This window comes from Shewanella sp. NKUCC06_TVS (assembly GCF_019345515.1).
GTDB lineage: Bacteria > Pseudomonadota > Gammaproteobacteria > Enterobacterales > Shewanellaceae > Shewanella > Shewanella oncorhynchi.
Genome location: NZ_JAHKQX010000027.1, coordinates 40,002 through 51,566, shown reverse-complemented (window position 1 = coordinate 51,566; position 11,565 = coordinate 40,002). Strand labels below are relative to the sequence as shown.

The following is an 11,565-nucleotide window of genomic DNA, read 5'->3' as shown; positions in this document are numbered from 1 at the left end:
GAATTGTGGGCTGGGAAAGGTTATGGCAAGGATGGTTTAAACTGCAAACCATCCTTGAAGGTTACCAGCTAGCCTTGTCTCTTGAGCAAAAGATGTGATCAAGAGACAGGCAGGAATACAGGGCTTAGGCTTGGATTTAGAATTAGCTCAGTGCGGCAGATTTAACAAATTACGCGATCTGGCCGAAACGCCCTTCTTGGTAATCGCGAATCGCCTGCTGAATCTCCGCTTGGGTGTTCATCACAAAGGGACCCATCTGGACGATTTTTTCACGGATAGGTTTACCCGCAAACAGTAGCATCCCAGCGCCGCGCTCATCGGCTTTAAACTTAAGCACACTTTGGCTATCGAGCACTAAAAACTCGCCCTGATGATGTTGATTTGAAGTAGATGACCAGTGTGAGTCCTCACCCTTACTCGAATCGCTTTTATATAAGTCACCTTGATACAAGTACAAGGCGACAAACTCATGTTGAGACAAATCGAGCGTGGCCTCAGCATTTGGCGCTAGACTTAAATCAGCAATGGCTGCTTCGCCCGCTAACCCTTGAATAGCTGCACTAATAAGCGGTTGATCTTTAAAGCCCCAATCACCCGCTAAGGCTTTTAAGCTAGCGCCAGTGTTATTGGTCACTTCAACGCTCGCGCTACCCGCAGTATCTTGATACTTAGCTGGACGCAGCTTGTCTTTGGCGGGCATATTGACCCAAATTTGAAATCCATGCAGACCATCGACAGCATCGGCAAGTGGCATTTCAGAATGCACTACACCGAACCCTGTACTCATCCACTGCACATCGCCGGCACGAATCGCCTTCACATTACCCATTTGGTCACGGTGCTCAAAACCGCCCTTACGAATGTAAGTGAAGGTCTCCATCCCGCGATGGGGATGTACGGGGAAGCCACCGATAAAGTCTTGTTCATCATCGGATTTTATTTCGTCGATCATCAAGAAAGGATCAAATTTAGTCGTCACAAAATCGACGACACGGCGAATATTGACCCCATCGCCATCCATCGCGGCTTTGGCGGAAAACTGACTTAATACTTTCATTGCTGCTCTCCTATCGGTTGAGCAAAGCGGTGCGTGAAACGCCAAGACCGTACGGCTAACACAAGACGCAAACGCTTTGCTGATGGAGGCAGAATAACAAGGAAGTTTACAAAAGAATAACGCGAAATCACGGTCTAAACATTCGAAAAAATAGAACGGTAAATGGTTCAAGTAAAAAACAACTAAATCGAACTAGAATTAAAGTGTTAATACTCCAGATTACAATGTGCATACACCTGTTGATTAACATCAATATTTAAAGGTATCAGAGCATTTAGTTACGTCGCCCCTTAGGTCTACTTGAGTCTTTTCTATCTTCTATTGCGGCGTCAATAACTCTAGTGGCAATAATACTTCCCCAGCCTGCTGAGACCAAATCGTTAACAGTGAATTCATCTACTCTGGCTCGTATTAAAAGCAAAGACAAAGCAAACCCCTCGGAAACAAACCAATCCGAATCATTGTAAATGCGCTTGAGAAAGGATTCAGCATCATAATCGATAATAGATTCAAGTTCCTGAATAGTGCGAATTCCTAGCTTTTCACAATGAGAAGCGAACTCTCCAAAATAATCTTTATCATCATGTTCATGTTCATCGAATGGTGGACTGGCGAAGATAAATCCTATAGATTCCATCAACAACTTAAGTTCTCCAAACTTGTCCCATCGCTGTATAAATTCGCTCAGTGAAATAGAATTCAATGGAACTTCCATATTTCCTCGATCCAGTGCCTGAACAGTTTTAGTTCTCAATAGTTCAGTTTCATTTCTGACAGAAATAAACTCTTCATCAGCCAACTCGAACAAACCTGAAAGACGATATAGTTTTCGTCGTAGTTGTTTAGGCACATCTGATTCATGTTTATACTGCAATGCGTGCGATACCGCAGCCCAACTATGTTGCAATACAGTTCGTATTTGTATTTCTGACCGATATCCCTTATACGCTTTCCACTCTGGGAGTTTTTCTCTATCTGGATTTAACGAAATAACTGAATGAAGTGAAATATATCCGAACCGGTCTGGCGAATATTCACTAGCTAAATGAGAGGATTCTGATTCAAGGACTGTAAATTGACTAGATAGTATATCTGCAACTTTTTGAACATCATCTAAATAATAGACAATAATTCTAACTCCAGATAAATCGGACAGTTCCGCTAGTGGATCTGCATATGACTTTTCTGGACGTCTGATTTTTTCTCTGAAACTATCAACTGTTTTAGTGCGACCTTCAATAAGATGAGTTTTTATGCCTTGAATTTTCAAAAGCTCATCAATTAGTGTTCGAGTCCGTTCAGTAAATATCTCATACTGTGGCCTTATCAGTGTGTATTGTTCAACAATATCTACTTCAGACATCTTCCCCTCACATTAGAAAATATAAACCACTAATTTAAAACATGAACCTACAGCACTTGTCATGCTATCGCAATGCATATTAATGAGAGAGCTAAAAGTCTATATAAGTGGCATTCTATAGATTTATCTTTTACGACTAAAAATCTGGCCATCCATTGTTAGATCAACAACATAATGCACTTTCAGTTTGTCTACAACTTGTACGAGCTAAAATTGCTTAAATTAGAATCATCAAAAGTTTAAGGGCTAAAGCTGAGGCATAAATTTGAGCTAACTCATTAAAAATTGGTGTATTTAAGACATGCTAACCCACCCAATAAAACAAATGGGTAGTGATTGATTTGGTTAAGAAGGATTACAGTTAGTTGCTGTGAAAGTGCTGACAGCTTGCTGCAAAGTGCCGTCGTCGCTTTTCTAAATGTTCGCAGTAATCGGGGAGTTCTTGCAGCGTGCCCACTGGGCCATGAAATAGCTTGCCAAACTCAGCAGTGAGTTTGAGCCAATTGTCATGTGGGATATTTAATCTTGCCAGTAACTTAACGCTATTTTCACTGATTGCCCCACGTTTGTCGCTTCGAATAATTCGACCTGTATCATCCACCAATTGAAGGTAATCCGATAATGAAAACGCAATGCCATTGGGCTGGATGTCACATTCATTACTTAGAGATAAATCGAATTAAGCACTGGCATGGAAGTGACCGTTGGCGGCATGGATGCCGCCGTCGAGCCTATAGGGATATATTCACGGCGTGTCACTGGAATGCGAGTGGTTAATGAGTTGCACACCTTTACTCGCAAAGGTACAAACGGAAAAATAAGACATAGGACAGACGTCCTCAGCCAAAGCGATCCAATTGAATTAAAGCTTTAACCTAATCCGGCTTAAACACGCCGATCACTGCCCCGGTGGCTTTTTCAGTGACCTTTTCATCGGTTTGCTGTTCACGGTAGTCACACTCTGTGCATTCAACGGTTTCGATGCCGTTTTCCTTGTAGAGTAAAATGCTGTCTTTGGCGCTGCATTTTGGGCACTTAGCACCGGCTACGAAACGCTTTTTGATTTTAGTGTTTGTCATAATAGATAAAGGACCAGATAGCAGGGCCAAGGGACTCGGCCGAAGAAATTGCCGCTATTTTGCCACACTGATGATTGAATGCCAGTGTTACCTGAAAGTATGAGGCCTTAGGTCGATGTGATGCGATTCACTGAAGATCGTCCTGAAAAGTCGAATAATTGTCCGAGTTATCGGGTCAGGCTGTGGTTTGATACGGGGTTGTACGCTATTATCTGTGCCCTGACGAATTTACGTTCTAACCAAGTTGTAGTTAATGATCAGCATCAACCAAGCGCAATTAATCCGTGGCAGCAAAACCCTGCTAGATGAGACCTCTCTCACGATTTATCCCGGCCATAAGGTCGGTTTAGTCGGTGCTAACGGCACAGGCAAATCTTCACTGCTCGCATTAATTTTAGGTCACTTAAGCCTAGATAAAGGTGAATTTAGTCTGCCTTCTGGCTGGCAAATTGCCACTGTGGCCCAAGAAACCCCTGCGCTCGACGTCTCGGCACTGGAATATGTGATCGATGGCGATAGCGAATATCGTCAATTAGAAGCCCTATTACACAAGGCCCAAGAAGATAACGACGGCAATGCCATCGCACTCTTACACGGCAAAATCGACGCTATCGGTGGTTATGCGATTCATTCGCGCGCGGGTTCATTGTTAGCGGGTCTGGGCTTTAGTGAAGCCGAGCAAAGCAATCCAGTGAAAAGCTTTTCGGGTGGTTGGCGTATGCGCCTCAACTTAGCCCAAGCGCTACTGTGCCGCTCTGACTTATTACTCCTCGACGAACCGACCAACCACTTGGACTTAGATACCATGTACTGGCTCGAAGGTTGGATTAAGTCCTATCAAGGCACGCTGATTTTAATCAGCCATGATAGGGACTTTATCGATGAAATCGTTGATGAAATCGTCCACGTTGAAAATCAAAAACTCAATTTCTACAAAGGCAATTACAGTGCCTTTGAGCGCATTCGTGCCGAACGTATGTCGCAGCAACAGGTTGCCTTCGAACGCCAACAAAAAGAACGTGCGCACATGCAGTCCTTCGTTGACCGTTTCCGTTACAAGGCCAGTAAAGCCAAACAAGCGCAGAGCCGCTTAAAAGCGCTAGAGCGCATGACGGAGTTGTTGCCGTCTCAAGCCGACAGCCCCTTTTATATGGAGTTTCGTGCCCCTGAAGCCCTGCCCAATCCTCTGATTAAGATGGAGCAAGTCGCAATAGGTTATGGCGACAAGCCAATCCTGAGCAAGGTGCATTTAAACTTAGTGCCGGGCGCGCGCATTGGTTTGCTTGGCCGTAACGGCGCGGGTAAATCGACATTAATCAAACTGTTATCGGGCCAATTATCGCCAATGACAGGTTTGTATGAACCTAATCCTGGCGTCAATATCGGTTACTTTGCCCAGCATCAAATCGAATTTTTGCGCCTCGACGATACGCCGATGCAGCATTTAGTGCGTCTGGCGCCCAATGCCAGAGAACAAGAGTTGCGCAACTTCTTAGGCGGTTTTGGTTTTAACGGCGATATGGCGCTCTCACCTGTACGCCCCTTTTCTGGCGGCGAGAAAGCCCGTTTAGTGTTAGCACTATTAGTTTGGCAACGCCCAAACCTATTGCTGCTCGATGAACCCACCAACCATTTAGACTTAGAGATGCGCCACGCCCTAACAATGGCACTGCAAACCTTTGAAGGTGCTATGGTTGTCGTCTCGCACGATAGGCATTTACTGCGATTAACCTGTAGCGATTACTATCTGGTCGATCAAGGTGAAGTGCGCGCCTTCGACGGTGACTTAGACGATTATCACCAATGGTTGCTCGATGCGGCGAAAGCCAACTCGAATCAAAACAGCACCAGCGACGAGATCAAACCTGCCGCCGATAAAAAACAGCAAAAACGCCTCGAGGCCGAAATCCGCCAAAAGGTATCGCCGCTCAAGCGCAAACAAACTAAGTTAGAAACCGAGCAACAAAAGCTGAGCGAACGCCTCGCCGAGCTAGAACACTTGCTGGCCGATAGCGAATTGTATGATCAAGATAACAAAGCCAAGCTAACCTCGGTATTAACCGAGCGAACGAGCTTGACGCAAACCTTAGAAGACAGTGAAATGCAATGGCTCGAGTTGCAAGAAGAGATAGATGCAATGGAGCAAGAGGTCATGGAGCAACAATAACTCCAGCGTTCTTTTACATAAAAGTCAGTAGCAGCGGCAATACAAGGAAATAGTATGGCGGTTTTAACCCAGTTCGACAGTCAACTCTGGCAATGGTGTGATATGAGCTATGCGCAAAACAAAGCGCTCTGTCTCGAATTGCAAAATAGCTGTCAGGTGAACGTCAATCTACTGCTACTGGCACAATATTTAGATATCACTATGGATGTGTCTGGGCCGCAGCAATACAGCACAGACCAATGGCAAACGCTGATGAATGCCGTAGGTGAATGGGATGAAAGATTCCTCATGCCCTACCGCAAATTACGCAAACTCGCTAAGTCCAGCCTGAATGAACAAGAGTATCAGCAGATGCTCGCCGTTGAGCTAATGATGGAACGTAAAGCGCAGCGAACCATCTTGAATAAACTCAATGAACTCAGCCCAAGCGGCCAAGCAACGAATCTGGTGAGCTACTTAAGCCTGTTTGGACTCAGTGACATTGACGCCAACGAAATCGGCCTCATCGCGCCCTGATCTAATCCAAACAAATCATTTTAAATCAATCACATAAAAGCAATAATAAGCTAAATCAAATTAACGCTATGATCATCTGAGCCGCTAACAGCTGCGGCCTTGCGGATAGCGTTCACAGTCATCCTTGATCACCAACCAGTTCAACTGACTATCAGTGTAAATATGGTACTTAGGCTTAACTTGGTTAGCATCGTCCAGACTCGCTATGCTCAAGGTCGAATAATCGGGATATTGAGTATGTCGGTAAGTTAACGATGTACCGCACTTGTCACAAAATCCACGGCGAATAAACTCGGACGATGCGAACTCAGTCACCTGACCTTTAAGCCAAATCACTTGGCTGAGTTTAAAATCCATCCAAGCCCCAAATGCAGATCCCGTGCTTTTTTGGCACGAACGGCAGTGGCAATAATCCGCATCAAAGGGTTCACCTTCAATCTGGTAACGAATCGCCCCGCATAAGCAACCACCTTCCCGTAATGTGTTTTCAGACATTCACACCCCATCAAGCTTTATCAAGCTAAGCTGCATTTTGATAAGATAACATCAGGCTTTACCGTCAGTGAGCTTCTGTGCGAGTGCGGTGGCATTACGTGCCGTGATGCCATAAATCGACAGCTGCGGGTTAGCGCCAAGGCTGGTCGGGAAGATAGAACCATCCATTACAGATAAATTCTCTAAATAGTGCGACTGACCATAACTGTTGACCATAGAAAGCTTTTCATCTTCGCCGAAGGGACAACCGCCCATCACATGGGCCGATGCAACGATAGTGCGCAGTGGCGCGAGTGACATCTGCGCAATACTCTCTTTGGCGTCTTTCCACGAGGACAAGTAAGGCATGCCATCGCTGATCGGCAACACTTTTAAGGCGCCCGCCGAGAATTGTAACTCCGCCATACTAACAAAAGCGCGTCTCGCGGCCCGCCAAAAAGCATCGGTCAACGGATAATCTAAAGCAAAGCCCTTATCCGTTAAGTGCACTTCACCGCCTTGACTGTCGGGATGATAGCCATCGCGGATCAAAGCGATAGTCACTTGCAACTGATTGAATTGTGACATTAACTCAGCATGGCTCGTACCATAACCTAAAGTTTTAGAGGCGATTAAAATCGGATGCACCGGCGGCACTTCGAGTTTATAACCCAGCTCACCATCGGCGCCATTGTTCCACACAAATTCATCGGAATAGATAGATTGCGGCGCACCGCTATGGCCATTGATCGAATCGGCAAATACGCCGCCGGATAACAAAGTAGGATGTAAAAAGGTGCGTTTACCCAAAAGTTGGTGGGGATCGGGCACTTGCGAACGCATCAAAATCGTCGGTGTATGGATAGCACCCGCACTCAAAATATAATGTTTAGCCTTAAATAACAGCTCAACGTCAGTGGGTCGTAAATTCACATCCAACGCCTTCGCCTTTAACGCAAACACTTGGCCATTATGGTGCTCAATCTTAGTCACTTTAGCGCGACTGATCAGCTGCGCACCTTTCTCAAGTGCCGCGGGAATCGTGGTGACTAGCATAGATTGCTTCGCATTGACCGGACAACCCATGCCGCAATAGCCGGTATTCCAACAACCCGCCACATTGCGTTTAATGACTGTGTATTCCCAGCCAAGATTGATACAACCTTGCTTCAGGGCGGCATTATTGCGATTAGGCTCATAATTCCATTCATGAATGTTGAGCCGTTGTTCCATTTGCTCAAACCAAGGATCTAAACTCTCGCGATTAAGCCCAACAACCGATTTATGTTGCGCCCAAAAGGCTAACGCCTCGGTCGGAGTGCGAATAGAAGTGGTCCAGTTAACTGTGGTTGAGCCACCGACTGCACGGCCTTGAAAAATACCAATCGCCTTATCGGCGGTTTTCATCGCCGCAGCTTGTTGATACAAGTTGGGGTAAGCGACTCGCTCTTCCATATTAAAATCGCTGGAGGATTTTAGCGGTCCCGCCTCAATCATGATCACGCTCAGCCCTGCTTGGGTGAGAATTTCAGCCGCCACACCGCCGCCAGCACCTGTGCCGACAATAATCACATCAGCTTCAAACTGCTGGTTTTCTTGCAATTGGCTCGCATCAGTGTGCAACCAACCAGAGTTTAAACCATTCACTATAGGATCTATGATTGCCAACTTGAGTGCTCCACTATCGCGGGTAAGATGCTTATTATTCGGCGTTTGATTAGGTTAAAAATGGACTCGCTATTTGAACAGTTCAGGTTTGGCATAATGCAGGCGGCTCCAGTGCTCAGGACAAGCGTAGTAACTTGCCATCACTAATTCCCGCAATCCGAGATAAGCCGTTTGTAACAAAGCAAAATAACTGTGGCGCCAGGTTTCTAGCATTTCAGTTAACTCGGCGGGAGAGCGCATCAATAGCGGCGTCATGCTCGAGGTGAGTACCAGTAAACCAAGACGATTTTCGAGCATATCGAGCAGCTCAAACAATTCGGTCTGCTGCTCATCGGGTAACACAGCAATCGACTGTTTGATGGCATCTAAAGTGCGGTTTTGCGCCGCCAACTTATGGATGGCCACATCAGGCAAGGCGCCGTCGAGCATCACAGGCAAAAGCACGCTAAACAACAAACGATAATCTTTGCCTTCGCTATCCTCGGGCAAACTAAACTCAGGAGAATAGAGATTAACCCCTAAGGCTAACGCCGCCGTACCGGCAAACGCGCCCACTATAAAGGTTCGTCGCTTCATCTCTATCTCCTAATTATCAACCTAAATGTCGGCCTAAATATCAGCATAAAAAACAATTGTGCTACAATGGCCGCGAGTTTATACCCAAGCGACCTCAAAATACGAATTTCAGCATTTTGAGTTGGTTTGGGTATAAATTAAACACACGTTTTAATTTTCAGCAATAGCCGATACCAAGATAAACATCTATGCCAAATTCCTTTATGCCACCTTGGTGGGCCAAGAGCCCCCATATACAAACGATTTTACCCGTATTCACTAAAGTGGCCAAACCAGCATTACAGCGGCAGCGCTTAGAGTTACCCGATGGCGATTTTATCGATTTAGATTGGCAGGATGTTCCACAGTCTGGCAAACCGATCGTGGTGATCATCCACGGCTTAGAAGGAAGTGCTCAGTCCCATTATGCGCGGCGGATACTGCAAGCCTGTAAGGAACAGCAACTCGCTGCCGTCGTGCATCATCACAGAAGTTGTTCGGGTGAGGCCAATCGCCTCGCCCGCAGTTATCACAGTGGCGATACGGACGATTTACAGTTTAGTCTATCGACACTGAAAATCGCGTATCCGCAATCGCCCTTATTAGCCGTAGGTTACAGTTTAGGCGGCAATGTGCTGACGAAGTATCAAGGCGAATATCAGAATGATAGTTTATTAGCCCGCGCAGTGGTTGTCTCTGCGCCGCTGCAATTGTCAGCCTGTGCTAAACGCTTGGAAAATGGCTTTTCAAAGGTGTATCAAAGTTATTTAATCAAACAGTTGCAACAGAAGATAAGCCATAAACTGAATGATCCCGACTTAGCCATCTCTATGCCGCTAAGCCAGTTGCAGGTCGACCGTTTAAATACCTTCTATGATTTTGACGATAAAGTCACAGCGCCATTACACGGCTTTGACGGCGTCGACGATTACTATACGCGTGCCAGTGGCTTACCCTTTGTCAGCCGTATAACTAAACCGACGCTCATCATACATGCTAAGGACGATCCCTTTATGACCGATGAAGTGATCCCCCAATCGAGTCAATTGTCGGGCTATGTGGAATACGAACTGCATCCCTATGGCGGCCATGTCGGCTTTATTGAAGGCGGTACACCTTGGAAACCGCGCTTCTACCTTGAGAGACGGATTTTACATTTTTTATTAGGCGATCAAAGTGTTGACTCACTTAGCGCAGACCCAATCAACGGCGACAATATCACCCAAGGAAACACCGATGCTCATTCCCTATGAAACCCTGTTACAACTCCCCAAGGAAACGCTCGCCAATGTGATCCGCGAATATCTCTTCGGTCAAGTGGAGGATGGCAGCTTTGCCAGTCTCGATGAGCAGGAGCTTGCTCAAGCTATAATCCAATGTCAACAAGCACTTAAGCAAGGCAAGCTGAAATTAGAGTACAGTGAAGACGATGAATCCTTCGCCATACGTTCAGCAGATCAAATAGCACAGCAGCAAGATTGACCAGTCCTACCTCTGTACCGTATAAATAGTACTCGCGTTTTTATCGCTTACCCATAAGCGGCTCTTTTGGTTCCTAGCTAGGTAGAAAAAATGTCAGCAAAACATCCCATTATTGCAGTTACAGGCTCATCAGGCGCGGGAACCACCACGACTACCACCGCCTTTAGCCATATTTTTCGCCAACTCGGGATCAACGCCGCCTTTGTCGAAGGCGACAGTTTTCATCATTTTACCCGCGCCGAAATGGAAGTCATGATCCGCAAATCCCAAGCTGAAAACCGCAATCTTAGCTATTTTGGCCCAGAGGCTAATAACTTTGCTCGTTTAGAGCAATGCTTTCGCGATTACAGCACCACAGGCCAAGGTGAAACCCGCAGCTATTTACACACCTTCGATGAGGCAGTGCCTTTTAACCAGATGCCCGGCACTTTTACTCAATGGCGACCACTACCTGAAAATACCGATATGCTCTACTACGAAGGCTTACATGGCGGCGTAGTTACTGGTGATGCCAATGTCGCCCAGCATGTGGACTTGCTGATCGGCATGGTCCCCATAGTCAACTTAGAGTGGATCCAAAAAATTATCCGCGATACTTCGGAGCGTGGCCACAGCCGTGAAAAAGTCATGGGATCAATTGTGCGCAGTATGGACGACTATATTAAGCACATGACGCCACAGTTCTCCCGTACTCACATTAACTTTCAGCGAGTACCGACGGTCGATACCTCTAACCCATTTAGTGCCAAAGATATTCCGAGCTTAGACGAGAGCTTTGTGGTGATCCGCTTCCGCGGTATCAATAATGTCGACTTCCCCTATTACCTCAATATGATCCAAGGTTCATTTATGTCACGGGTCAACACACTCGTCGTCCCCGGCGGCAAAATGTCGCTGGCGATGGAGCTGATCCTCACGCCTTTGATTAAAGATTTGATGGAAAAACGTCAACAACTTAATACTCCAGAGGCGAACTGAAACCTTGAGGATTTGTGGGCAATTTTGACTAAAGGCTAAGGAAATAAAGTCTTTTTTTGCAATGGATTAAGTTTTATTTAAGCCACTAGCGCTAATCTTGTCGGCATCGGGATTTCAGGCGAAAGAACGATAGTTGGCATACTCTTGGGAGTTAATTCCCCCATCTTGATCTGTTGATTTCCTTGAGTATGTCAGCAACCTTTTTAACGAAACTATATAAGTTAAT

General features: G+C 45.9%; 11 protein-coding genes and 1 pseudogene. 5 read left to right on the top strand and 7 right to left on the bottom strand.

All coding sequences use genetic code 11. From position 1 onward, the window contains the following. Window positions 1-169: 169 nt before the first annotated feature. The 4 genes and pseudogenes from KO531_RS21675 to KO531_RS21660 all read right to left on the bottom strand — a co-directional run bounded on the left by KO531_RS21675 (window position 170) and on the right by KO531_RS21660 (window position 3,499). On the bottom strand, window positions 170-1,057 hold the full coding sequence (locus tag KO531_RS21675) for a pirin family protein (protein ID WP_219252230.1): 888 nt from the start codon (window positions 1,055-1,057) through the stop codon (window positions 170-172). A 274-nt stretch (window positions 1,058-1,331) separates the two neighbouring features. Further along, entirely contained in the window at window positions 1,332-2,420 is a 1,089-nt protein-coding gene (locus tag KO531_RS21670) for a hypothetical protein (RefSeq protein ID WP_219252229.1), read from the bottom strand. A gap of 361 nt (window positions 2,421-2,781) precedes the next feature. Then, a pseudogene (locus KO531_RS21665) lies at window positions 2,782-3,081 on the bottom strand (transposase); the annotation flags it as partial. Window positions 3,082-3,295: 214 nt separating this feature from the next. Next, window positions 3,296-3,499, bottom strand: coding sequence for a YheV family putative zinc ribbon protein (locus tag KO531_RS21660; RefSeq protein ID WP_012088350.1), 204 nt, complete (start codon window positions 3,497-3,499; stop codon window positions 3,296-3,298). Window positions 3,500-3,752: 253 nt separating this feature from the next. Here KO531_RS21660 and KO531_RS21655 point away from each other — a divergent pair, with 253 nt between their 5' ends. Together KO531_RS21655 and KO531_RS21650 are read left to right on the top strand one after the other, a co-directional pair. Then, window positions 3,753-5,666 carry an ABC transporter ATP-binding protein gene (locus KO531_RS21655; protein WP_198572870.1) on the top strand — a complete coding sequence of 638 codons (1,914 nt, stop codon included), beginning with the start codon at window positions 3,753-3,755 and terminating at the stop codon, window positions 5,664-5,666. Window positions 5,667-5,720: 54 nt separating this feature from the next. After that, window positions 5,721-6,182, top strand: coding sequence for a TIGR02444 family protein (locus tag KO531_RS21650; protein WP_113939753.1), 462 nt, complete (start codon window positions 5,721-5,723; stop codon window positions 6,180-6,182). Between the two features lie 84 nt (window positions 6,183-6,266). Here KO531_RS21650 and KO531_RS21645 read toward each other — a convergent pair whose 3' ends face one another. The 3 genes from KO531_RS21645 to KO531_RS21635 all read right to left on the bottom strand — a co-directional run bounded on the left by KO531_RS21645 (window position 6,267) and on the right by KO531_RS21635 (window position 8,900). Beyond that, window positions 6,267-6,677: a GFA family protein gene (locus KO531_RS21645; protein WP_219252228.1), complete on the bottom strand. Its 411-nt coding sequence runs from the start codon at window positions 6,675-6,677 to the stop codon at window positions 6,267-6,269. Window positions 6,678-6,728: 51 nt separating this feature from the next. Next, window positions 6,729-8,324 (bottom strand): GMC family oxidoreductase, encoded by a 1,596-nt coding sequence (locus KO531_RS21640; RefSeq protein ID WP_219252227.1) that lies wholly within the window; start codon window positions 8,322-8,324, stop codon window positions 6,729-6,731. A gap of 69 nt (window positions 8,325-8,393) precedes the next feature. Further along, entirely contained in the window at window positions 8,394-8,900 is a 507-nt protein-coding gene (locus KO531_RS21635; RefSeq protein ID WP_219252226.1) for a TAT leader-containing periplasmic protein, read from the bottom strand. Window positions 8,901-9,088: 188 nt separating this feature from the next. Here KO531_RS21635 and KO531_RS21630 point away from each other — a divergent pair, with 188 nt between their 5' ends. From KO531_RS21630 to KO531_RS21620, 3 genes are all read left to right on the top strand, one after another. After that, the gene (locus KO531_RS21630) at window positions 9,089-10,132 is read left to right on the top strand and encodes a hydrolase (RefSeq protein WP_219252225.1); all 1,044 of its coding nucleotides are present in this window, start codon (window positions 9,089-9,091) and stop codon (window positions 10,130-10,132) included. Then, window positions 10,116-10,361, top strand: coding sequence for a YheU family protein (locus KO531_RS21625; protein WP_173497284.1), 246 nt, complete (start codon window positions 10,116-10,118; stop codon window positions 10,359-10,361). Before KO531_RS21630 ends, KO531_RS21625 begins: the two co-directional genes overlap by 17 nt. Before the next feature lie 90 nt (window positions 10,362-10,451). Further along, window positions 10,452-11,339 (top strand): phosphoribulokinase, encoded by an 888-nt coding sequence (locus KO531_RS21620; protein ID WP_011847692.1) that lies wholly within the window; start codon window positions 10,452-10,454, stop codon window positions 11,337-11,339. The last annotated feature ends 226 nt before the right edge of the window (window positions 11,340-11,565 follow it).

Bases quoted from the DNA above. Each gene is read 5' to 3' on its own strand.
- KO531_RS21670 (WP_219252229.1), bottom strand. From the start codon at position 2,420: ATGTCTGAAGTAGATATTGTTGAACAATACACACTGATAAGGCCACAG.
- KO531_RS21675 (WP_219252230.1), bottom strand. From the start codon at position 1,057: ATGAAAGTATTAAGTCAGTTTTCCGCCAAAGCCGCGATGGATGGCGAT.
- KO531_RS21620 (WP_011847692.1), top strand. From the start codon at position 10,452: ATGTCAGCAAAACATCCCATTATTGCAGTTACAGGCTCATCAGGCGCG.
- KO531_RS21645 (WP_219252228.1), bottom strand. From the start codon at position 6,677: ATGTCTGAAAACACATTACGGGAAGGTGGTTGCTTATGCGGGGCGATT.
- KO531_RS21660 (WP_012088350.1), bottom strand. From the start codon at position 3,499: ATGACAAACACTAAAATCAAAAAGCGTTTCGTAGCCGGTGCTAAGTGC.
- KO531_RS21650 (WP_113939753.1), top strand. From the start codon at position 5,721: ATGGCGGTTTTAACCCAGTTCGACAGTCAACTCTGGCAATGGTGTGAT.
- KO531_RS21625 (WP_173497284.1), top strand. From the start codon at position 10,116: ATGCTCATTCCCTATGAAACCCTGTTACAACTCCCCAAGGAAACGCTC.
- KO531_RS21630 (WP_219252225.1), top strand. From the start codon at position 9,089: ATGCCAAATTCCTTTATGCCACCTTGGTGGGCCAAGAGCCCCCATATA.
- KO531_RS21635 (WP_219252226.1), bottom strand. From the start codon at position 8,900: ATGAAGCGACGAACCTTTATAGTGGGCGCGTTTGCCGGTACGGCGGCG.
- KO531_RS21655 (WP_198572870.1), top strand. From the start codon at position 3,753: ATGATCAGCATCAACCAAGCGCAATTAATCCGTGGCAGCAAAACCCTG.